This is a genomic window from Streptococcus sp. DD04, assembly GCF_001578725.1.
GTDB classification, from domain to species: domain Bacteria; phylum Bacillota; class Bacilli; order Lactobacillales; family Streptococcaceae; genus Streptococcus; species Streptococcus sinensis.
Map to the genome: position 1 here is coordinate 408,031 of NZ_KQ968977.1, position 22,692 is coordinate 430,722.

Here is a 22,692-nt window from a genome sequence, read left to right on the forward strand (position 1 = left end):
ACAGAGCGCCTTCTTCTTCTGTACCGAGAATTGGTGTTTCAACCATTTGCTCGTTACGAATACCAACAGCAACCCCACCGATTCCTTTCTTAAGAAGAGAAACGGCATGAGCCCCCAAACGTGAAGCGAGAACACGGTCGCGAGCAGTTGGTGAACCACCACGCTGGATATGGCCAAGCTCTGTCACACGCAGATTATCCATATCACTGGCTTCCTTCAGCTTCTTAGCAAACTCGTCTGCTGACATCACGCCTTCAGCCAAGACGATGATATTGTGCTTCTTACCTTTGGCATAGCCCTGCTTGATACTCTCAACGACTTCTTCCATTTTGAAATTTTCTTCAGGAATGATAATTTCATCTGCACCAGAGGCAATACCAGCCCAAAGTGCAATATCACCTGCATTACGGCCCATTACTTCAATTACAAAGGTCCGACGGTGACTGGAAGAGGTATCCCGAATCTTATCGATCGCTTCCATGGCTGTGGTAACCGCTGTATCAAAACCGATAGTGAAGTCTGTTCCGACGATGTCATTGTCAATGGTCCCCGGCACACCAACAGCTGGGAATCCATGCTCAGTTAAGCGCATCGCACCATGATATGAACCGTCACCACCGATAACGACAACACCTTCGATACCATGTTTTTTAAGTTGCTCAATTCCTTTTAATTGTCCTTCGAGTTGGGCAAATTCTGGGTAACGAGCTGAGTGAAGGAAGGTACCACCACGAGAAATAATGTCTCCAACCGAAGTGGCATCAAGCGGGTAGATTTCTCCTGCAACCATTCCCGCGTATCCATCATAAATTCCGTAAACTTCCATCCCTTCGGCAATTGCCTTACGAACAACTGCACGGATGGCAGCATTCATACCAGGGGCATCACCACCACTAGTTAAAACAGCAATACGTTTCATTTCGTTTTCTTGCTCCTTATCTTTTTAACGTTCTGATTGATTATACCACAATCGAGCTAAAAATTCTCTGATTTTCCATATTTTTTAGCGAAAAACTGTTTTCATACTAAAATTTTCCAGTTCCTCTTGAAGCTGATCTGATTTTTGAACATGAAATCCTGATGCAGGGACGGTTTTCTTTTCATGCTCATAACGCAACACCACTGGGATATTACCTGGATAGCGCTGCAAGATTTCTGCAATTTGTCGGTCTTGACTGCGATCAGCCAGTTGAATCCAAAAACGTTCCGCGCTAGCTTCTGCTGCCTCTGCTAAAATCATCTGCAGACGCCCATCTCTTTCCTGAATTTTACCAGTTAGATAGTAATACCCCTTTTCCTTGATCAGCTTAGAAAAATGGCGGTAAGTTTCTGGAAAGAGGGTCACATCCAACTTCTTCTTGGTATCCGTCACTTGGATAAAAGCCATATTTTCACCATTTTTGGTGCGAATGACCTTGATGGACTGAACCTCCACCAGAATAGTCGCCCGGCTATTCTCAGTCAATTCTTCAATCCAAACAAAGGGCTGGCTAGCTTTCTTGGCTAGGCTAATGAGCGGATGATCACTAAGACCAATCCCAATCAGAGCCTGTTCCTGCTCAAACTTCTCCGCAGCACTGAAATCCTGAACTTCTGTCCATGAATAGCTAGTATCCGCAAAAAGACTGCCCAGCTCATCGGCAAAGACAAAAAGATTGGGCAAATTAGCCAGAACTTTCTGCCGATTAGGTTCAAAAGAATCAAAGAGGCCTAGTTGAACCAAGGGGGTTAAAAGCGACAGCTTGTGATAATTCTGCGGAAGACGCAAGATGAAATCTTCCACACTGCTGAATGGCTTCGTCTGGCGTTCTTCTAAAATCCAGTAGGCAAAATCCCGTGGCAAGCCCTTGATATTTTTCAGACCTAGATAAATGTTTCGCTCCTGAAACTTATCTCTGTAAGGAATATTATTAATAGTCAGCGGAGCTAGCTCAAAGCCAAAGCCCAAGGCATCTGATATATAGTCTGAGCTGGAGTAATTGAGCATGACATCAAAGAAAATGTCTGGATAATGAGCCTTGAAATAAGCTAATTGAAAGGCTAGGGCTGAATAGGCATAGGCATGGCTGCGGTTGAAGCCATAGCCGGCAAATTTTTCCATGATCGCAAAAACTTCCTTGGCCTTGGCCTCCGAATGTCCCAATTCTACAGCTCCAATCACAAATTCTTTTTCCATTTTGTGCATTTCAGCTACATTCTTCTTACCCATAGCTCGTCGTAAAATATCGGCCTTGCCCAGACTAAAGCCACCAAAACGCTGGGCCACTTGCATGACCTGCTCCTGATAGAGCATGATGCCGTAGGTTGGCGCCAAGATATCCTCTAGACTAGGGTCAACCAGCTCCACCTGCTCCCGACCATGCTTGCGCTTGACGAAGTTATCAATGTAGTCGCTGGCGCCAGGTCGGTTGAGGGAAGTAGTGGCCACTACTTCTTCAAAGCGAACGGGCTGGACTCGCTTGAGCAGGCTGATAGCACCTGGCTGCTCAAACTGGAAAATCCCCTTAGTATCACCTGCTGCAAAAAGTCGCAGAGTTTTTTCATCTTCTAAGTCAATTTCTGCAATCTCGATGTCTACTTCATATTTTTTCAGGGTTGCTTCCTTCATTCGCTGGACAAAGGTCAAATTGCGCAAGCCCAGAAAGTCCATCTTGAGCAAGCCGTTGCTCTCCACACCATGGGCATCGTATTGGGTGATATACATATCCTCCCCGTATTTTAGAGGGATTTGGTTGGTCAAATCATCGTCACTCATGACGACCCCAGCTGCATGGACAGAGGTCTGACGTGGATTTCCTTCGATTTTCTTCGCAATTTCAAAAGCCTTCTGATACTCCAGTTTACTGTTGATAATCTGGCGAAAGGCTATGTTCTTCTCATAAGCCGAGGTCAGATTATCCTGAAAGCGGATCTTCCTAGTAATATTCGTCAGCTCGTACTCAGGCAGGCCATAGCGCTTAAAAACATCCCGAATCGCCTGTTTGGCACCAAAAGTGGAGTAAGTCACAATCTGAGCAGCATGCATGCTGCCATAGCGGTCGCGAACATAGCGGATAAACTCCGGTCGGTAAACGTCGGGAATATCGATATCAATATCAGGCATAGTGTAACGCTCTAGATTTAGGAAGCGTTCAAAGAGCAAGTTCTTTTCTACTGGGTCAATGCCCGTAATATCTAAAGCATAGGCTACCAGACTACCGACTGCCGATCCCCGACCCATACCCATATAATAACCTTGACTCCGGCCAAAGCGCAACAAATCCCAGACAATAAGAAAATAATCGTCAAAGCCCATCTGGTGGATAACCGCCAACTCCTGAGCCAGCCTTTCTTGGTAGGCTGCTCCTGTCCGTCCTCGCTTACACAGTCCTTCCTTGGCCAATTCCTGAAGTTCCTCTACTGCAGGCCGCTCAGGATTGAAGCGCGGAAGTTTCAGATCGGTATTAATTTCATAGTGAACTGAGGCCGTCAGCTGATCCAGATTAGCCAGACTCTCTGGGAAATTCTCAGCGAAAGCTTCCGCCAAAGTATCTGGAGTCAATAAGGATTCATGACTGGGTAAATGACCAACCTCTCTCAAGCTGATATTATCCCGAATCGCCCGCAGCATCTGCAGGGTTTCCAAATCCCCCTGCTCAAAATAACGGACAGTATGAAGAGGGAGGGTAGACCGACCAAAATCCTGCCGTGGTGTATCTGGAAAAACTCCGACAAAAAAATCCAAACCAAGATCCAGTCGATCCACTCCTTCAAAAGCTGGCACAATCAGAGCCAGTCCTTTAAAGAGATGCTGGAAATCTTCCCAGTTCTTACGCCCCATCATCTTGAGAGTAGAGACTTTCATCAGGTTGCGGTAGCCCTGACTATCCAGAGCTAAGAGTCGCAGATTGAGAAGGTCGCCATCTTTGAAAATTTCCATTTCCAGACCTAGCAGAGGCTGAATGCCTGCTGCTTTCGCCTCCTCTAGAAAATGATAAGCGCCGTAAAGGTTATCTATATCCATCACGCCCAGACTTTTATAGCCCAACTCCTTGGCACGATTCACATATTTTTTGATAGAAATCAGACTGTCCATAAAAGTGTAAACAGTCTTGGTATCTAGTTGTACGACCACATTTATCTCCTTATGCCCGTGCTATATTTCTAATTCTATTATACAGGAAAATTTCCAAAGAAGGAATTTAAATACAAAGACAGATATCCCTATGACCAAGCCCGTCACTTCCATTATCCTTTGCATATTTAAAAACGAAAAGCTATAATAAATATAAAAACACTACAAAGGAAATACCTATGAATCCCTATCCACTACTTTATCTTGATCATGTACAGAAAAATTATGGAGAATCTGCAGCTCTATCAAATGTCAATCTAGCTATTCAGCCTGGCAAAATTGTCGGTCTCTTAGGACCAAATGGGAGCGGAAAAACCACCCTCATCAAATTAATCAACGGCTTACTGCAGCCGACATTTGGGACTATTTATCTAAAAGGAAATACTCCCTCGCCAGAATCTAAAAAATTCGTCTCTTATCTTCCCGATACAAGCTATTTAAACGATAATCTAAAAGTCGAAGAAGCTTTGACATTCTTTCAAGATTTTTACGAAGATTTCAACCTTTCAAAAGCCTATCAACTCTTAAATGACCTCAATATCAATGTGAAGGATTCTTTTAAAAATCTTTCCAAAGGAAATAAAGAAAAAGTTCAGCTGATTTTAGTCATGAGTCGTCAGGCTGACCTTTATATTTTGGACGAGCCTATCGGTGGGGTCGATCCTGCCGCACGAGATTACATTTTGAGAACCATTATCCAAAACCGTTCTCCTCACTCATCTGTCATTATCTCCACCCATTTAATTGCTGATATAGAGCCAATCTTGGACGAAGTTATTTTTATCAACCAAGGATCCATTCTAATCCATGAAAATGCTGCAAATCTACGTCAAAGATACCAGCAATCTATTGATGAAATCTTCCGTTACCAGTTCCGTCTTTATTAGAAAGAGAGAAAGTGATATGTTTGGAAAACTTTTAAAATATGAATTTAAAGCCACCTATAAATGGTATTTAATCTTATTTGCTGTCTTGGCTGCTCTATCGATTCTCATGGGAATTACAACAGCTAGTACTACAACCCCCAGCCAACTTCAGTCAAACTACGATTCAAGCACCTCCGTTTACTGGGCTCTCTATGGCTTCTTGATGCTCCTTCTTGTCTCTGCCGGTTCTGGTGTTTATTTATCCAATATAATCATCACGATTGTTCGCTTTTATAAAAATATCTTTGGACGCGAAGGATACTTAACCTGGACACTGCCAGTGACTACTCATCAGGTGCTTTTGGCTAAGCTACTGACTGCCATCACTTGGTCCCTGCTTTGTACCATCATCCTAGGACTTTCTTTCTTCTTCCTCTTGCTCACAGCTTTTACTATCAGCCGTACAAATATTGCTGACCTTTTTGATTTCTTTAAAAATATGGATGTCGCTTATATCCTTCTATACCTCGTTCGCCAATTTCTACAACTTGTCTCCGGGATCCTCTTTCTTTACTTGGCAATGTCTATCGGCCATCTGTTTAAAAATAACCGCATTCTGATGTCTATCCTTTTTGCTTTTCTTTTATGGATTATCTTGGGAAGCATCAGTCTCTTCATTCCAAATGGTGGTTTCTTCGGTTGGTTCAACGAATTATACTACACTTTTTTAGGCAGGTCAGTTTTGAAATCGTTTATATTCTCCTTTGCTTATATCTATGAAATCATCAAAATTATCGGTTTCTATTTTACTGTTTACTTCATTTGCAAACATAAATTAAACCTTCAATAAAGCTATTCAAAAAGACGCATCATTTCTGCGTCTTTTTTATGAAGTGAAAATTCTACAAACTTTCGTACAAATCTGCCATAGCAGTATCGTCTGGAACCAAACTCAGATATTTACCAGCCTCTACTTTGGCTTCTTTCACACGACCCAACTCGCGTAATAGATAAACAAATTCTTCTAGAAATTCAGGATTTCCCTGCAAGTCAGCTGCCAGTTCCTGATAAAGCTCCCCAGCTTTCTCCACGTTTTCCAATGCCTGGTAAGCACGCGCCAGATTCCAGCGGGTCAAGACATTGTCTACATCCTGATTCTCAAAAGCTAAAACTTCTTCGTAACGTTCCTGCTCCAGATAGAGATTGGTCAGGCGCAGAGCAATTTCCTCCAAATCATCAGCATTGTCCTGAGCTGCTAGCAGGTAGTTCTCAGCCTGTTCGACATCATGCAGCTCATAAGATAGCTGCGAAGCAAGGAGCAAGAGGCGAGTCTCGAAAGGATTTTTGGTCAAGCCTTGCTCAGTCATTGCCAAGGCTTCCTCAGTCTTATGCTCTGCATGGAGAGACTGCGCGTAAGCATACTCATAGCCTTCAAAATCTGGTGAAATTGTATCCAGCTGCTTGAAGTAAAGATTGGCTTTTTGGTACTCCTCTTGACCATACAAGATAGCCGCCAACTCATAGACAGTCTCTTCATCATATTCCAGCTCGACAGCCTTTTCCAAAAATTCAATAGCTGCTTCGATTTTCCCCAGACTGGCATAACAAAGCCCGATTCGCTGATAGGTGGATACGCCTGTCTGATCGTAGATAGAGCGATTATCTAGCCGAGCATATTCCTTGATGGCTTGGGCAAAATTTTCCAATTCAAACTCAATTTCTGCCAAACCAAATGTCACCAAAGGTTCATCCGACAGTTGGGCAGCTTCCAGCAATTTCTCCCGAGCCACATCTGGCAATCCTTCTAGCTGATAGAGATCAGCCTTGGCCAAGAGAGCCGCCACATACCATTCACTAGTCGGGTCAATCTCCTCCAAATAGGCAAATGCCTCCTCCAAATCTCCATCGTCACCAGCAATTGTTGCCAGACTGATATAGGATTCCGGATAAAACGGAGCCAGTTTCTCATAAATTCGCTTAGCCTGAGGGAAAAAGCCGATACTTTCCAAGTAATCGGCTAACTCTAATAGTTCTTGATTGGAATCTTGAACCAGAGCCTCTTCAAAATACTTCTCAGCTTGTGCCAAATCTTGATTTTGCAGGGCTGTTAGCATCTGTTCGCTATTACTCACTGTCTTCTCCTAGTTCTTGAACACTTTCTTCATACAAACCGCTAACCTTCTTGTACCACTTAAAGAGCGCTGTAATGGCAACCTTGGCGGAGGCATAGGCAGGAATCCCCAACAGAACACCCCAGATGCCAAACATGGAACCCGATGTCAGCAAAACAAATAAAATAGTAATCGGATGAATACTTAGTTGGCTACCCAAAATCAGCGGGGAAACAAAACGGCCTTCAAGCGTCTGTTCGACAATAAAGACAACAATCACCTTCAAAAGCATGAGCGGTCCAGCAATCAAACCTAGAACTAAGGCCGGCAACATGGCAAGAAAGCTTCCCAAATAAGGTACTAAGTTCAAAACTCCTGCAACAACAGCCAGAGTCACACCATAACGTAGGCCGATGATTTTGAAAAGAATCATAAACATAAAAGACACAATCATGGCTACTGTCACCTGACCACGAACATAATTAGCCAGCTGAGCATTGACATCCGTCATGACCTGACCAAATGATTCGCGGAATTTAGTAGGTAAGAACTGAACCACATAGCCTTTGAGATTTTTCCCATCACGTAGAAGGTAGAAAAGGATAAAAGGCATAATGATAATGGCCACAATGATTTGCGAAGCCGTACTAATCAAGTTGCTAGCCCAATTGACTGCTCTAGATGAAAAATTACTGGCCCACGTAGCTATTTGAGTAGATAGATTATTCGTAAACTCCTCAATCTGTGGCTTCAAATCATCCGAAATATAGTTGGTCAAAACATCATCAATCATTTTATTGGCTTGCTTGAGATAAGTGGGAACATTTTTGGAAAAACTAACCGCTTGATGCTGCAAATTTGGAATAGCAACAGCTAAGCCCCATACAATTAATAAACCAATCAATACAAAGACGATTGTAATGGCCACTAAACGATTGATTTTATACTTTTCCATAAAATCAACGATAGGATTAAGCAGATAATAAAGCAGACCAGCCAAAATTACCGGCAACATAATCACGCCAATAAATTCAATTACTGGGGTAAAAATGAAACTAATTTTACTCAGAATAAAAATGTTCAAACCGATGAGTAAAGTAACCAAAAATACGGTAATAGCCTTATTATCTAAGAACCATCTGAAAAACCAGGATAAACTAAAATCTTTTTCTTTATGTTCCATATACGACTCCTTTGATTTATCATCTCATTGTAACATTTTTCCAAAAAATATTCTTTTATTAACCCTTTCCCAAATCAATTTTAAAAGAAATCAGTTCCCTTATCATTAGCAAATGTACTATAGTTAACAAGGAGCCAAAACAAGGACTGGGAATTCCCAGTCCTCAACTGTTATTATTTCTCTAAGTTCCAGATTTCCTTGGCATATTGCTCAATGGTGTCGTCTGAAGTGAACTTGTCAGATGTCGCGATGTTAATCAGGCTCATGCGGGCCCATTTTTCTTTGTCACGATAGAGCGCATCAATCTTCTCTTGAGCTTCTACATAGGCATGGAAGTCTTCCAAGAGGAAGTATTCATCATTGTGGGTGATGAGGGCTTCGTAGATTTCAGAGCCTTCTTCACGAACATTTGGAATGGTGCCATTGACAAAGGTATCGACCACCCGGCGAATGTCTGGATTGCTCTCATAGACACCGCGTGAGTAGTAATCGTGGCGGGTATAGTGCTCGTAAACTTGGTCCTTGTCCATCCCGAAGATGACAATGTTGTCATCACCGACTTCATCCTTGATTTCGATATTGGCTCCGTCCAGTGTAGCCAGAGTAATAGCCCCTGTCATCATGAACTTCATGTTAGAAGTACCAGAAGCTTCCTTGGAAGCAAGTGAAATCTGCTCAGATACATCTGCTGCTGGAATGATGAGCTCAGCCAGGCTGACCCGGTAGTTTTCTAGGAAAACAACCTTAAGTTTGCCTTGCAGGCTTTCATCCTTGTTGACCAGATTGGCCACTTCATTGATCAGCTTGATAACAGACTTGGCAAAGTGATAACCTGGAGCAGCCTTGGCACCAAAGATAAAGACGCGCGGCACCATATCCTTATCAGGATTGTCCTTGAGGTCCCAGTAAAGCTTGATGATATGAAGCAAGTTGAGCAGCTGACGCTTGTAGGCGTGGAGGCGTTTGACCTGTACATCAAAGATAGCTTCTGTAGAGACTTCCACTCCTGTTGATTCCTTGATGAAGTCAGCCAAACGAGCCTTGGCTTCTTGCTTAACCCGATAGAAATCGTCTAGCACTTGTTTATCGTCCTTGAATTTCAAAAGCTTGCGCAGCTCGTGAATATCTCTTCTCCACTCCTTACCAATCAACTTATCAATCTCAGCTGACAGGGGCTCATCCGCAATCTGCAGCCAGCGGCGCTGGATAATCCCATTGGTCTTGTTATTGAACTTCTCTGGATAGATGCTGTAGAAATCACGCAATGTGTCCTCTTTGAGCAATTCGGTATGGAGTTTGGCAACCCCATTAATCGAATGACCACCAATGATAGCCAAGTGGGCCATGTGGATTTGATTGTCTTTGACGATACGAGTATTTTCGATGACTTGCGGATCAAGTCCACGTCCAGCCATTTCAGCTACATAGCGGTTGTCGATTTCTAGGATAATCTGATAAACCCGTGGCAAGACATTCTTGAAGAGCTCTGCATCCCATTTTTCCAAGGCTTCAGACAGAATGGTATGGTTGGTGTAACTCATGGTCTTCACCGTAGCATTCCAAGCATCTGCCCACTCGAGACCATAGTCATCCAGCAAAAGACGCATAAACTCAGCCGGCGCGACTGCTGGGTGAGTATCGTTGATATGGACGGAAACCTTCTCATGAATATCCTTGAGCGGTCGACCTTGCTTGAGATAGGATTTGATAATGGTCTGCAGACCCGCACTGGTCATAAAGTATTCCTGAATCAGCCGCAGTTCTTTTCCTTTGTAACTAGAGTCGTCTGGATAAAGAATAGCAGTGATATCCTGCACCCGTCGACGAGCTTCAATGGTTGGATAGTCCAATTCATATTCTTCTGGAATTTCAACATCCCAAAGACGGAGATTGTTGATATTGTCATTGCCAAAGCCAATTTGCGGCACATCATAAGGGACAGCACGCAGAGTTTGAGCATGTTCATAAACCGGCACAATGCGGCCTTCTTCATTGGCACGGAGGTAAACATTACCAAAGATTTTAACATCTACAATACCGTGATCCTTACGAGTTTCCCAGACATTGCCCAGACTGCCAAACCAATCATCTGGAATCTCGACCTGATAGCCATTCACGATTCTCTGCTTGAAAAGACCGTAGCGATAACGAAGTCCATTGCCAAATCCTGGATAGCCAGTTGTAGCTAGCGAATCCATGAAGGCTGCTGCCAAGCGGCCAAGGCCCCCATTTCCCAAAGCCATATCGTGCTCAGCATTTTTTACATCCTCAAAGTCAACGCCCAAATCAGCAAAGCTTTCCTTGACCGTATCAAGAATACCTAAATTGAGCAGGTTAGTTTCCAGCATACGACCTGGCAGAAACTCAATTGAAAAGTAATAAGCTGTTTTTTGCTGGTGTTCCACGAGTTTATTGCGACGTTCCAGCCAAAGTGGCGTAATGTATTTACGAATGGTACTAGCAAGGGCTTGAAAAAGCTCTGCTGGAGTAGCATCCGCTACTTTAATTAACTGCCTTTCATGGAGGGTATCCTTAAAGTTGCGGATAAACTGTTCTTTAGTAAGTTCCATTTTTGAGGGATATCTTCCTTTCTTTAACGAGGGAATCAGTTTTAAGAATCATCTCATATTCTATAATAACATACAAAAGGATGTCTTTACGGAAAACCTCCCTTATTACATCAATAAGAGAGGTTTTCCCTATTCTGATTCTAAAGTGAATGTTAGTAAAGTGATTGATACAAATCGCTATAGGCCTTACTTGCAGTGTCCCATGAGAAATCTCTTTCCATCGCCTGCATTTGAAGCGAATGCCATGTTTCTTTGTCATGGGCATATATATTCAAGGCTTCCTTGAAAGTCCATGTCAACCAATAGCCAGAAAAATTATTAAAGCTGAAACCTGTACCTTGTCCAGTATACACATTGTATGGCTCAACAGTGTCACGCAAACCTCCTACTTCATGCACAAGAGGGAGGGTTCCATAGCGCATAGCCATCATTTGGGACAAACCACACGGTTCAAAGCGGCTTGGCATCAGGAAAATATCGCTCGCTGCGTAAATTTCTTGAGCCAAAGTAACATCAAAAAGAATATTAGCAGATATCTTTTCAGGATAAGCGTGTCCAAACCAAGCAAAGGATTGTTCAAATGCAGGATCTCCTGTTCCAAGAAGGACAATTTGCACATCTTCCTGTAACAGATTGTGCAATTCTTCCACTACCAAATCAAAACCTTTTTGACGTGTCAAACGAGAGACTATTCCAACTAACGGAACGTCATCCCGAACTGGCAGCCCTACTCTTTCTTGAAGAGCCCGCTTATTCTCTAATTTTCCAGACAAATCATCTTTACTAAAATGATGAGCTAGTAATTTATCTGTTTCTGGATTGTAGATATCTGTATCAATTCCATTGACAATACCAACCAGCTTGCCAGATTCCATTCGAAGAACCTGATCTAGACCACAGCCAAACTCAGCTGTACGAATTTCATTGGCATAGCTTGGGGAAACGGTTGTCACACGATCAGCATACAAAATACCTGCTTTCATCCAGTTAAGGCAATCATTCCAGCGAAGGGTTCCGTCTGCATAACGTTCATAACCGACACCAAAGAGTTCCCAAAGCATACCATCAGAAAACTGGCCTTGGAATTCTAAGTTGTGAATTGTTAAAACGGTCTTGATGTTATTATATGCCTGAATCCAACGGTATTTTTCTTTAACCAAGAAAGGAATCATGGCTGTATGGTAATCGTGAGCATGCAGGACATCTGGAATGAAATCAATTCTTTCCATCAGCTCCACTGCAGCCAATTGGAAATAGGCAAAGCGCTCACCATCATCAAAGTCACCATAAACATGCCCACGGAAGAAATAATGCTGATTATCAATAAAGTAGAAATTTACATCGTTTAAAACGATACGTTTTACTCCTACAAACTGACGACGCCAGCCAACACTTACTTCGAATGAGAATAGATCTTCTACCTGATCACGGAATTTCGCATCTGTCAAGTCATAATAAGGCAAGATAACACTTACTTGATGACCATCTTTCACAAGTGATTTAGGGAGAGCGCCAATGACGTCTCCCAAACCACCTGTTTTAGAAAAAGGTGCACCTTCTGCTGCTACAAATAAAATTTTCATTGAATAATATCCTCTGTAACTTTTTGGCCCTTCTTAATCACAACTGGGTGTTCTGCTGTTCCGCGAACAACTACTCCCTCAGCAATGTCCACATTCTTGTCAACAACAGCGTATTCAACAACCGCATTTTTGCCAACTGTAACACGTGGGAAGAGAACGCTGCTTTTTACTCGGCTTCCTTCACTAATCTTTATATTACGTGAAATAACTGAATTGACCACTTCGCCCTCAATAATGCTACCTGATGCAAACTGTGAGCGAGAAACCTTGGAAGCTGGAGAATAGTATGTTGGCTCTTCATTCTTCACTTTGGTGTAAATCTTTTGATTTGGTGAGAAGAGTGAATAGAATTTTTGTGAGTCTAGCATGTCCATATTAGCCCTGTAGTAAGCTTCTACAGAGTGAATATTTATTAGATAGCCAGTATATTCATAAGCAAAGGCTCCTTCTTGCGCTGCCAAGTCACGAAGAACATAACGTAATTTTTGAGGATATTCTTTCTTAGCTTCTTCTTCTAATTTTTCAATCAGCCATGGGGTGTCTGCTACAAAGATGTCTGTTGACATATTGAACATTTCACCCTCTGCTCGAGCATCAAATAATTGATGACTTCTCACATGATCGGTATCATCAATTTCAAACACTGAGTTTACCTCGGACACTTCTTCTTTTGGCAATTTTTTATAAACAACTGTAATTGGCTGGTCAGTTGTATTATGAAGATGGAACACTTGGTTTAAATCAATATTCGTCAAAACATCACAGTTGAGTGCTACAGTCTGATTAGAGCCTGAGCGTTTTAGGTAAGTCAATAATTGCTCATAATATTCTTTCCCAACTGTGCTACTTTCTACACGAGTATTGTAAATCCCAAGGTAGTAGTGACTCAAAAGAGTAGAAAGACCCCACTCACGACCAGAACGAATGTGGTCAAAGACTGAACTGATGTTTTCTTGCTGGAAGATACCAAAAACACTGCGGATACCGGCATTTGCAAGACTTGACAACGGGAAGTCAATCAAACGATATTTTCCGCCGAATGGCAAAGTTGCAACTGGACGCTGTTCTGTCAAAGTTGACATATCATGGAAACCTACTGTATTTCCTAAAATCGCTGAATATTTATCAATCTTCATCTGTTGGTACCCCCACTTTTTCATTGTATCCGACAACTTGGACTTCATCCGTTCCATCAATTTCTACGCCATCAGAAATAACTGCTCCTTCACCAATGATAGCACGTTTAATCTTAGCACCTTGTCCAATGATTGCTCCACTCATGATAACGGAATCTTCAACTACGGCATCCTTACGAACTTGAGCTTCCGTAGAAAGGATCGAATGTTTCACTGTTCCATCAACAAGACATCCATCAACAACCAAGGAATCTTCAACATGAGCATTTTCTCCAAAGAAGTTTGGCGGTGAAATCAAGTTGCGTGAGTAAATTTTCCATTGACGATCACGGCTGTCTAAAGCATTGTGCGGATCAATGTATTCCATATTAGCTTCCCAAAGTGATTCAATCGTACCCACGTCTTTCCAGTAGCCTTTGAATTCATAAGCGTAGACGCTTTCGCCTGACTCAAGATAGTTAGGAATAACATTTTTACCAAAGTCAGACATATCAACATTGCTCTTTTCAGCAGCAACTAGCATATTGCGCAGACGTTTCCAATCGAAAATATAAATCCCCATAGAAGCTTTGGTAGACTTAGGTTCAGCCGGTTTTTCTTCAAATTCAACAATTCGATTATTAGCATCGGTATTCATGATACCAAAACGACTCGCTTCTTTGAGAGGAACATCCAAGACAGCAACCGTCAAGCTAGCACTGTTATCCTTGTGAGATTGAAGCATGTCATCATAGTCCATCTTGTAAATATGGTCTCCAGAAAGGATTAATACATATTCTGGATTGATACTGTCGATATAGTCGATATTTTGGAAAATAGCGTGACTGGTACCTTCGAACCAACGATTTCCTTCACTTGCTGAATAAGGTTGAAGAATGGACACGCCTGTGTTGATACCATCAAGTCCCCAGCTTGAACCATTCCCAATATGACTGTTCAGGGCGAGTGGTTGGTACTGCGTAATCACGCCTACATTATGAATACCAGAGTTGGCACAGTTAGAGAGCGCGAAATCAATAATACGATAACGTCCGCCGAACTGTACTGCTGGTTTTGCAATACTCTGTGTGAGTTTTCCAAGACGAGTTCCTTGCCCTCCAGCAAGAATCAAAGCTAGCATTTCATTCTTCATATCCTACTCCTTTGTGGAATTATTATTAACATTTTTACGAACATTCACACGACGCTTGATTTTCCAAATACTTGCTCCCAAAGCTGGCAGCGTAAAGGTCAAGGTCTGCGGATAATCTTTCCATAGTCCCTCTTGAGACTGAACTGTTTCGTTATGTTCTTTCCAAACACCTCCCCATTCTTCTAATTCGGTATTCCATACTTCTTCATAAATGGCTGCAACTGGAACACCAATCGTAAAGTCTTTTCGCTCTACAGGCGCCATATTGAATACACAGATTAACATTTCTCCTTTAGCCGTCTTACGGATAAAGGAAAGGACACTTTGATCAGTATTGTCCGCATCAATGATTTCGATACCATCGTAGCTTACATCATTTTCCCAAAGCGGACGATTGTCTTTATAGAAGGCATTGAGTGTAGCAGTAAAGCCCTGCATCTTCTTGTTCATCTGATCGTCCAGATTAGACCATTCTAGTTGCTCTTCTGACTTCCATTCTAGGAATTGACCAAATTCTCCCCCCATAAAGAGCAGTTTCTTACCTGGGTGACAGATTTGATAAGTCAGCAGATTACGAAGTCCCGCAAATTGATTATAACGGTCACCCCACATCTTATGCATCAGACTCTTCTTACCATGCACCACTTCGTCATGGGAGAATGGCAGCAAGAAGTTTTCTGAGAAGACATACATAAAGCTGAAAGTGACTAAGTTAAAGTCGTATTTGCGATAAATTGGATCTTCTTCGTAGAAACGCAGGATGTCATTCATCCACCCCATATTCCACTTGTAGTCGAATCCTAGACCGCCTAACTCACGCATTCCAGTAATCTTGGTATTGCTGGAGCTTTCCTCTGCGATCATCATAACATCCGGATGGGCCAACTTGATGACGGTATTGAGCCGCTGCAAGAAATAGTAGCCTTCATAATTGCGGTTGCCGCCGTCCTTATTTGGCTGCCATGGACCGCTATCGTAGTCAAGGTAAAGCATATTACTTACCGCATCAACTCGAACCCCATCTAAGTGGTAGAAGTCAATCCAGAATTTAATACTTGAAATCAGGAAAGACTGTACTTGATTCTTACCCAAGTCAAAATTCAGTGCTCCCCAACCATAGTTATGCGCTCTATCATGATCCTGATACTCAAATGTCGGAGTCCCATCATAGTAGGCCAAGGCATCATCGTTGATGGTAAAGTGACCAGGAACCCAGTCTACAATAACCCCAATATTATTGATGTGGCACTCTTCAACAAAGTCTTGGAATTCCTCTGGTGTCCCATAGGTATGCTCAAAAGCAAAGTAGCCCATCAGCTGATAACCCCAACTGAGACCGAGCGGGTGAGCCATTAGTGGCATGAACTCCACATGCGTATAGTTCATCTTAACAAGGTAAGGAATGAGTTCTTCTTTTAGTTGAGTAAAACTATATGGTTTTCCATCATCATTTCTCTTCCAAGAACCTGCATGAACTTCATAAATATTGACCGGACGCGAGAAGAATCCCCAACGTTTTCTTCTGGCTAGCCACAAGCCATCTTTCCATTTCTTTTCAGGAATCGTACGAATAACTGCCCCTGTACCAGGACGCTCTTCAAAATAAATCGCCAGTGGATCCACTTTTAAAATCTCTTGTCCACTGCTGCGCTTGACATTATACTTGTAAATATCTCCTTCTTTAGGCAATTCAGTGAAGACTTCCCAAACCCCTGCTTCATTGCGAATCATTGGAATCTGGCCTTCATACCAATTGGTGAAATCACCTATCAAATGAACACTCTGAGCATTTGGTGCCCAAACACGAAAAGTATATCCCAGCTTTCCATCAATTTCTTCCTGATGAACCCCTAAATAATGCTGTAGATGAAAGTTTTCACCTGTCGTAAAGGTTCTCAAAGCTTCGTTTTTATCCATGTAATCACCTTCCTATTTGTAAGCGTTTTCTACACTACCATTCTACCTTATTTCTACTTCTTTTTCAAGTAAATTTCAAAAATCGTATGCGGTAGAATTTTTTAGAATGTTCATCCATGGCTTATGAGAAGAACTTGTAACCGAGTTGTAAACAAAAAGACTGAACAATTTTTCTTGCTCAGTCTTGACAGTGATACATTTATCCTGTATCATTAATTAGAGACTGAGTAAGAAGGTGAGGTTCTTACTCGGTAAGGCGGAGGTGTTGACGCACCTTCGTCTTTTTTTATTCGATTAAGTTAGTTAAATTATAACACACCTAAACCCACTAAGCAAGTATTTTCTTCAATTTTGTAGCACAAAAAGCCTTTCTTTTGAAAGGTTGTTTTTATATAACTTGTTATATATCTTTTTATCTACTTATTTAACCAAATAGCCCGTAGACTTTCCTTTTTACTCAACTTATGAAGGCTATATTCTCGCTCAATTTGATTTAATTTTATCTTGATAGCTCCAGCTGACAATGATTCTAACTCAACTAATTTTTCATAATCTTCTCTCCAGGAACCAAAAAATAAGTCTCGTAGTTTATCCTCGTAGCTAAGTACAATGATTTGGCTCATGGTTTCAGCTCCCCAAACTGTCCAGTACATACCACGTTTCTTCATTCGGTACGTAATCTTTCTATGTTGACTTTCCATAATGCCTATACCTGCATGACTGAAGCCTCGTAGCTCTGCTGGTTTAGTGTACTGAAAATTATTAAGCAGCTTTCTTTTAAAATCTTCAAAAGCTTCCAGTTCTTCTTCAGTCAAAACTAATGCTTCAGTTGTATCAAGAACTGTACGAAGCTTCCCTTTGTCATGTTGCTTAATCGCTTGAAAAGCTCTATCAAGAAGCTCCTCTGAATAGGGCTTGAAGAACTTTCTTAGTTTCTGGTTTACGTGATACTCGTCCCAAAAATGCTCATGTCGTTTGATTTTTAGCGCCTTAGCAATCTCTTTAAAAATATAGGGTGTATAACCGTGACCACCATCAGAATTAGTGATCAGCAATGTTTGGTCAGTTATCTCATAAGTATTGTAAAGGTAATCCAAGACTTGTTCCCTAACTAAGCGATTATCCAGGGCTACAAATTCCTTTTTATCCTTCAGTTCAAAGCGGTTACTCCCAACTTTATGACTTCCTGTATGCACTACGAAATGAGACAAATCATAATGACGATTATCTGTATCGACATCACGTGCCTTTACCATAACACCATCACCTTCAATATAGATAACATCGACTTTTTGTTTGTCTCGATTAATAGACTCCTCATAGAAACGATAAGCTGCACGTTCTTCAAGCAGCTTATCACAAAGCTTAACGGCTTGAACTACTGTAGGCTTAGTGATCGTAATGTGATAAGTCAGTTGAATAACCTGCGTGACTTTATCATAAGGCATCATCGTAGATAATCTAGCAATCTGATACATAAATTCCCAGGAGAATCGAACATTCTTCTTTAGTCCTAGTTTTTCATCTACTGGAACTACCCATTTATCCCCCTTCTTCCATCGACGACGACGGAAGGTAAATTCACCAAACGTAAAAGCAACTGTACGTTCCATAGAATGTACACACGTGTATCCTCTAGCTTTCATAACTGGGACCATCTGATCGTCATACTTGGTCACAAAGTCATAAAAGTTAATCGCATTTTGCTCAAATAGCTGCTCCTTCAGTTCTCTTTCATCAAAGGTCGTCATTTGCCCTCTTCCTCTCCTTTAATTTTGAAATAACGAGCCTTATTTTATAGATTCAGCATTTTCTTTTCAAATATATTTTAATTCTGAATTAAAAAAGCCCTTCCAGCAGATGATGGAAGGACTCCTACGTTGAACCATTATTTAGTTTTTAGCTTTTTAGCCTCTTTAAAGGCTCTTATCTGTTCATCAATAAACAGCCCAGTGATGAGGGCAAAAGGGAGACCTATTAGCATAAGAATCCCTGTTTCTAAAAAGTCTGCAATGAACGAAAAGCCGCCTGAGAAATGGACTCCTATAGCAATGATGATAATTGGCAATACTAGAACAGGAACAAACTTCAGTGCTAGCAATCCAATAACTAGCAAGAAGAACATATTTAAACCAATAGACTGATAGAAGATATACAGCGCTATTGCTGCTATCAACCACCAGAAAGTTTGAACAAGTTTTTTGATGGAAATAAAAATAATCATAGTCTTTCTCCTTGGGTCATATATGGAATAAGCTTATCTGTTAAATAGATGCGATTTGGCTGATTATTCCCTACTTTAACTTCTTCAATTAAGCCATATTGTTGTAACTTTTTCTTTAAAGAAATGACAGTGCTTTTACTCTGATTAAGCAGTTCACATAAATCATCAATTTTAAAGTGAACAAAGGTATAGCCATTTTCATCGTACCCTTTTTGAATAAAATCAAACGGCTCTCTTAACCGATTTAAGAGAAATGAGTACAGTAACACTTCCTTGGATTTTAGCCCCTTAAAATCATCAATTTCAAGAAGCGCTTTGGGAATATAAATTTGTTCAGGATCCGAATCATTTAATGATTGATCTAAATCAGATAGTTTTGATAAATATGCCATTACCTCACTCCTTATCTTTCCTGATTCTTGAGCTTCCGCTGCATCTTCTCCCATTCCTGGACAATTACTTTTTCCAGATAATCTGAAGCTGACTTAGCTCCATGGAATGCGACAAGCTCTTCAAGCTTCTCATAACGGACATCATAATGAAGCGAAAATGGATAACGCCCTTTCTTATTATAGCTCTCAGGAGCCTTTTGAGCTGCCGTTGTGCGAGGCGTTGGAACACGTCGCTTAGGTGGTTCTTTTTCAAAATTATCCCTTAATTGAGCAAAGCGATTATCAGACATTAGGCAACCTCTCTTTCTAGTACTGTTAAAATGTTTTCATAGACATACTCTATATTATCATAAAATTTCTGGTGATCTTGTTTTTGTTTAGCAGTCATTTGTTCACGTTGTTCAAAAACACTTTGGTTAATGACTAAACTTTTGGCCACCAGTTCTTTTTTCTGAATGGAGCCCAGATAGGCTTCATCTTCCTGAACAACATCCAAAAACTGCTTACAGGTTTCTGTCACGTTGTTACCGTAATACTCAATTTTATTGCCAATAAGATAAGCTTCAGCTTTCACATAGCTTTTCTTTGTGATAACCTCAACTGCTTCACTCTTAATATAGTCCACAAACTTTTTAAGAGCTAACCAGGCACGAAAACCATTTGTAGAAGCATCCGTTACACCTAGGACAATATCTGAAACGGCTATAAAGTTAGCTGTCACTAAACTTTCATCATTGTGCGTATCAATCAAGATAATGTCGAACTGTTCGGCTAATTCATCATAATGCTCACTGAACCACATAAAGAGCTGAAGATATTTATTATTTCGACTGTTGAGGTCTAATTCTTCATCAGTTAGCCGTTCGTCCCCACGAATTAAACTAAGATTATCGTTGATACGACAAATTTCATACTCACCTGTTGTAAAAATATCATAGATAGTTTTGTCACTCGTCACATCAAAGGAGTGCGTTAAATTACATTCTCTAGCACCATCAATTAACAAGACACGTTTCCCCATAACTCTAGACAGCCAATCTGCTTCATTATAGGTTTGGCTACTTTTTCCACCGCCCCCTTTATCGAGGTTCGTTGTTTGAATCTTCATAAAAACACTCCCTTTACTTGCGATTAGTTATATAAATTGTTATATAACTTTTTATATCTCTATTTTATCTTATACGCTAACCTTTGTCAATAAAAAATACACAAAAAGTTATATAACTTTTTGTGTATTAATTCTTTTATTCCCTATCCATAGGTACCACCAATATTGCCGCCAACATAAGCTTTCAGCTGAATTTGATTAACTGTTGTATTGAAATTTCCTACGAAATAGCAATTATCTTCTCCATCCTTTGTCAGAACAATCAGAAATTGAACAACATCTTCATTTTCAGATGGCATCACTTCTAGTTTAGATGATTGGTATTCATAATTATTTACCAGAAGAACCATTGCAAGGGTTTGAACCATTCCTGCTTGACTCATTGAAAGATGATTTTCTAAAGTACCTTTGACTTTTGACAGATGACCTGATTTCTTAATATCACCAATAGCTTCATCAAAGGCTTTAAGGACTTGTTGCTTCTTTTCCTCGCTACTCTCTGAGTAAGGGTGTTCTAACTTCAATTTAGCTGTTCGATAGTTCTTTTCGTCCGCTGTTTCTTCTTTAGGAGGCTCTGAATCCTCTTTCTTTGGTTTATTTGAGACTTGCTCTGTCTGAGGAGGTCTATGAGTACTTTCTTTAAACTTAGAAAATATACCGAATCCTGCCAAGGCAACTAATAGAATAACAACAAAAACCATAATGATGTTCTCCTTAATCCAATTAAACATGATATTCCTTCTTTTCTTTATTTGATTTTAGGTTCTTTATTATCAGGGTAGGCGTAATGAAAACCATCTGACTTTTGTGTTGATGGACTAACAACACGATAGTTCCAAGTATCAATTACTCCATATTTATTGATTCCTGATAAAGGAGTGTTCTGTTCGACAATCAAGATGGAACCATCTTCAAACACATGACAGACAATCCCTGTGTGATTAGCTGCTGCGTTAGTCGAGAAGATCGCACCACGTTTAGGACTCGTTTTCGTACTATTTCCAAATCGAGTACTTGCCCAGGAGCTTGCCTGTCTATCACCATTACCAATAACAGTTCCTGAACCACCCCAGATCTGATTTCCAAGACTAACCGTGAGATCCACACATTGGCCTGAATGTTCAACCCAACCAGTTGGCCCTTTATAGGTTAGTCTATTCTTCGATGGATCAATAATATACTGCTTCAAACTATCTGGAAGATCATCTGGTTTATAACCCCAAGCTGTTGCATCAGCTGGAACTGTTCCTGTCCCATCTGTTGCGCTTCCTGAAGAGGAAGAATCACTACAATCCGAAGAACTATCGCTGTCGGTAGAAGTATCAGATGGGGCGCTGCTGCTGTTTCCAGGTGAAGATGCTGTCGCTTTGTAAGGCTTTTCTCCATGAGCACTAATCGCTTCCTTATCCAGCCACTCATACTTTTTCCCAAGCGTATTATACATATCAACAAGCTTGGTTTTATAGGTGCCATCAGTAGCCCAGCCACCATCTGCGATAGCACTTAAAGTAGCCACACCATCTGTATTGTTAATAGCCTTCGTATAAAGGGATTGGTGAGCCATAAACTCAGCCTTACCGACAATACCAGCATCATAACTTGCAAACCAGGTATATGCGCCACCTGTTCCATCTCCGACGTTGGCCCCAGGCTTCGTTCCTGAAAGGTCAACACTATTTTCACCATAAGTTGCAAGCGTGACAGGGAAATTATCCTTGCTAGAGGTTTTAACACCTCCCATATTATGAGCTTGCCAGAAAGATGTTCCGTTAGGGTTAGAGAAGTTAAAGCCATTCTCAATCATCGTCTGCGTTATCGATGCAGATGGTAGAAAGCCTCCAGCTTTCCAGGAGAGGATATAAGCTTCTTTATGTTCCTTAACAAAAGAATCAATTGAACCATCACCTGAAGAGACAGATGTGATCGTTGACGTTGACGTAGAAACTTCTGTTGAACAATCTGATTTAGAGCTACTAACAGCCCCTAAAATTCCTGCTAGTATCGATACACTTACGCTGATGACAAAGACTAGGGAGACAAGAGGAAGTAGTATTTTTAAGTAAACTGCTTTTTTCATGTCTTACCTCGTACTACCATAAGCCAAGAATCGTTTTTAAGATGGCATAAACAATTAAGAAAATAACAAAGCCAATTCCAATTTTTTTCAAACTTCTTAGAAATTCTTGATCACGTGCTTTCTGTTCTGCTAAACGATCTGGATCAGGTTCTTCTTCAGAAGCAAAATAGTCCCTAATTTCCTGATTCCTTACCTTTCGGATAGTGATGTAATTATTTATAGCCTGCTTTCGTCTTGCGATTGGTCCTAGTTTTTGTGGATCCTTTTTTGACATGTCAT

19 protein-coding genes are annotated in these 22,692 nt (G+C 41.1%); 2 read left to right on the top strand and 17 right to left on the bottom strand.

Features of this window, described 5'->3' with window-relative positions:
- Nucleotides 1-919 (bottom strand): 6-phosphofructokinase (gene pfkA, locus STRDD04_RS04685; RefSeq protein WP_062199774.1); only part of this gene is annotated, 919 nt, incomplete at its 3' end.
- Between the two features lie 84 nt (nt 920-1,003).
- Nucleotides 1,004-4,114 carry a DNA polymerase III subunit alpha gene (locus STRDD04_RS04690; protein WP_062199776.1) on the bottom strand — a complete coding sequence of 1,037 codons (3,111 nt, stop codon included), beginning with the start codon at nt 4,112-4,114 and terminating at the stop codon, nt 1,004-1,006.
- Nucleotides 4,115-4,293: 179 nt separating this feature from the next.
- Here STRDD04_RS04690 and STRDD04_RS04695 point away from each other — a divergent pair, with 179 nt between their 5' ends.
- Both STRDD04_RS04695 and STRDD04_RS04700 read left to right on the top strand, forming a co-directional pair.
- A complete protein-coding gene (locus STRDD04_RS04695) occupies nt 4,294-5,001 on the top strand; it encodes an ABC transporter ATP-binding protein (RefSeq protein WP_062199778.1) in 708 nt (235 codons plus the stop codon).
- Nucleotides 5,002-5,017: 16 nt separating this feature from the next.
- Nucleotides 5,018-5,830 carry a hypothetical protein gene (locus tag STRDD04_RS04700; protein WP_062199780.1) on the top strand — a complete coding sequence of 271 codons (813 nt, stop codon included), beginning with the start codon at nt 5,018-5,020 and terminating at the stop codon, nt 5,828-5,830.
- A 52-nt stretch (nt 5,831-5,882) separates the two neighbouring features.
- Here STRDD04_RS04700 and STRDD04_RS04705 read toward each other — a convergent pair whose 3' ends face one another.
- The 15 genes from STRDD04_RS04705 to STRDD04_RS04775 all read right to left on the bottom strand — a co-directional run bounded on the left by STRDD04_RS04705 (nt 5,883) and on the right by STRDD04_RS04775 (nt 22,687).
- On the bottom strand, nt 5,883-7,112 hold the full coding sequence (locus STRDD04_RS04705; protein ID WP_062199782.1) for a tetratricopeptide repeat protein: 1,230 nt from the start codon (nt 7,110-7,112) through the stop codon (nt 5,883-5,885).
- A complete protein-coding gene (locus STRDD04_RS04710; protein WP_062199784.1) occupies nt 7,105-8,274 on the bottom strand; it encodes an AI-2E family transporter in 1,170 nt (389 codons plus the stop codon). Before STRDD04_RS04710 ends, STRDD04_RS04705 begins: the two co-directional genes overlap by 8 nt.
- Nucleotides 8,275-8,447: 173 nt before the next feature.
- Entirely contained in the window at nt 8,448-10,844 is a 2,397-nt protein-coding gene (locus STRDD04_RS04715; protein ID WP_062199786.1) for a glycogen/starch/alpha-glucan phosphorylase, read from the bottom strand.
- A 152-nt stretch (nt 10,845-10,996) separates the two neighbouring features.
- Nucleotides 10,997-12,427, bottom strand: coding sequence for a glycogen synthase GlgA (gene glgA / locus STRDD04_RS04720; protein ID WP_062199788.1), 1,431 nt, complete (start codon nt 12,425-12,427; stop codon nt 10,997-10,999).
- A complete protein-coding gene (gene glgD, locus STRDD04_RS04725) occupies nt 12,424-13,563 on the bottom strand; it encodes a glucose-1-phosphate adenylyltransferase subunit GlgD (protein ID WP_062199790.1) in 1,140 nt (379 codons plus the stop codon). Before glgD ends, glgA begins: the two co-directional genes overlap by 4 nt.
- Entirely contained in the window at nt 13,553-14,695 is a 1,143-nt protein-coding gene (locus STRDD04_RS04730) for a glucose-1-phosphate adenylyltransferase (protein WP_062199793.1), read from the bottom strand. The genes glgD and STRDD04_RS04730 overlap by 11 nt, the downstream gene beginning before the upstream one ends.
- Before the next feature lie 3 nt (nt 14,696-14,698).
- On the bottom strand, nt 14,699-16,612 hold the full coding sequence (glgB, locus tag STRDD04_RS04735) for a 1,4-alpha-glucan branching protein GlgB (protein ID WP_062199795.1): 1,914 nt from the start codon (nt 16,610-16,612) through the stop codon (nt 14,699-14,701).
- Nucleotides 16,613-17,028: 416 nt separating this feature from the next.
- The gene (locus STRDD04_RS04740) at nt 17,029-18,363 is read right to left on the bottom strand and encodes an ISLre2 family transposase (RefSeq protein ID WP_062199797.1); all 1,335 of its coding nucleotides are present in this window, start codon (nt 18,361-18,363) and stop codon (nt 17,029-17,031) included.
- A gap of 137 nt (nt 18,364-18,500) precedes the next feature.
- Nucleotides 18,501-18,836, bottom strand: coding sequence for a hypothetical protein (locus tag STRDD04_RS04745; protein ID WP_062199798.1), 336 nt, complete (start codon nt 18,834-18,836; stop codon nt 18,501-18,503).
- Complete coding sequence (locus STRDD04_RS04750; RefSeq protein WP_017650616.1) at nt 18,833-19,228, bottom strand: replication initiator protein A; 396 nt, start codon at nt 19,226-19,228, stop codon at nt 18,833-18,835. The genes STRDD04_RS04745 and STRDD04_RS04750 overlap by 4 nt, the downstream gene beginning before the upstream one ends.
- Nucleotides 19,229-19,239: 11 nt before the next feature.
- Nucleotides 19,240-19,518, bottom strand: a complete 279-nt coding sequence (locus STRDD04_RS04755) for a hypothetical protein (RefSeq protein ID WP_017646921.1) — start codon at nt 19,516-19,518, stop codon at nt 19,240-19,242.
- Nucleotides 19,518-20,336: a ParA family protein gene (locus STRDD04_RS04760; RefSeq protein ID WP_062199801.1), complete on the bottom strand. Its 819-nt coding sequence runs from the start codon at nt 20,334-20,336 to the stop codon at nt 19,518-19,520. Before STRDD04_RS04760 ends, STRDD04_RS04755 begins: the two co-directional genes overlap by 1 nt.
- A 143-nt stretch (nt 20,337-20,479) precedes the next feature.
- Nucleotides 20,480-21,067: a hypothetical protein gene (locus STRDD04_RS04765; RefSeq protein ID WP_062199803.1), complete on the bottom strand. Its 588-nt coding sequence runs from the start codon at nt 21,065-21,067 to the stop codon at nt 20,480-20,482.
- A gap of 17 nt (nt 21,068-21,084) precedes the next feature.
- Nucleotides 21,085-22,413 carry a glucosaminidase domain-containing protein gene (locus STRDD04_RS04770; protein ID WP_062199805.1) on the bottom strand — a complete coding sequence of 443 codons (1,329 nt, stop codon included), beginning with the start codon at nt 22,411-22,413 and terminating at the stop codon, nt 21,085-21,087.
- Between the two features lie 13 nt (nt 22,414-22,426).
- Nucleotides 22,427-22,687: a hypothetical protein gene (locus STRDD04_RS04775; RefSeq protein WP_017646918.1), complete on the bottom strand. Its 261-nt coding sequence runs from the start codon at nt 22,685-22,687 to the stop codon at nt 22,427-22,429.
- Nucleotides 22,688-22,692 lie beyond the last annotated feature (5 nt).

Bases quoted from the DNA above. Each gene is read 5' to 3' on its own strand.
- STRDD04_RS04695 (WP_062199778.1), top strand. From the start codon at position 4,294: ATGAATCCCTATCCACTACTTTATCTTGATCATGTACAGAAAAATTAT.
- STRDD04_RS04700 (WP_062199780.1), top strand. From the start codon at position 5,018: ATGTTTGGAAAACTTTTAAAATATGAATTTAAAGCCACCTATAAATGG.
- STRDD04_RS04710 (WP_062199784.1), bottom strand. From the start codon at position 8,274: ATGGAACATAAAGAAAAAGATTTTAGTTTATCCTGGTTTTTCAGATGG.
- STRDD04_RS04715 (WP_062199786.1), bottom strand. From the start codon at position 10,844: ATGGAACTTACTAAAGAACAGTTTATCCGCAACTTTAAGGATACCCTC.
- glgA (WP_062199788.1), bottom strand. From the start codon at position 12,427: ATGAAAATTTTATTTGTAGCAGCAGAAGGTGCACCTTTTTCTAAAACA.
- glgD (WP_062199790.1), bottom strand. From the start codon at position 13,563: ATGAAGATTGATAAATATTCAGCGATTTTAGGAAATACAGTAGGTTTC.
- STRDD04_RS04730 (WP_062199793.1), bottom strand. From the start codon at position 14,695: ATGAAGAATGAAATGCTAGCTTTGATTCTTGCTGGAGGGCAAGGAACT.
- glgB (WP_062199795.1), bottom strand. From the start codon at position 16,612: ATGGATAAAAACGAAGCTTTGAGAACCTTTACGACAGGTGAAAACTTT.
- STRDD04_RS04740 (WP_062199797.1), bottom strand. From the start codon at position 18,363: ATGACGACCTTTGATGAAAGAGAACTGAAGGAGCAGCTATTTGAGCAA.
- STRDD04_RS04745 (WP_062199798.1), bottom strand. From the start codon at position 18,836: ATGATTATTTTTATTTCCATCAAAAAACTTGTTCAAACTTTCTGGTGG.
- STRDD04_RS04750 (WP_017650616.1), bottom strand. From the start codon at position 19,228: ATGGCATATTTATCAAAACTATCTGATTTAGATCAATCATTAAATGAT.
- STRDD04_RS04755 (WP_017646921.1), bottom strand. From the start codon at position 19,518: ATGTCTGATAATCGCTTTGCTCAATTAAGGGATAATTTTGAAAAAGAA.
- STRDD04_RS04760 (WP_062199801.1), bottom strand. From the start codon at position 20,336: ATGAAGATTCAAACAACGAACCTCGATAAAGGGGGCGGTGGAAAAAGT.
- STRDD04_RS04765 (WP_062199803.1), bottom strand. From the start codon at position 21,067: ATGTTTAATTGGATTAAGGAGAACATCATTATGGTTTTTGTTGTTATT.
- STRDD04_RS04770 (WP_062199805.1), bottom strand. From the start codon at position 22,413: ATGAAAAAAGCAGTTTACTTAAAAATACTACTTCCTCTTGTCTCCCTA.
- STRDD04_RS04775 (WP_017646918.1), bottom strand. From the start codon at position 22,687: ATGTCAAAAAAGGATCCACAAAAACTAGGACCAATCGCAAGACGAAAG.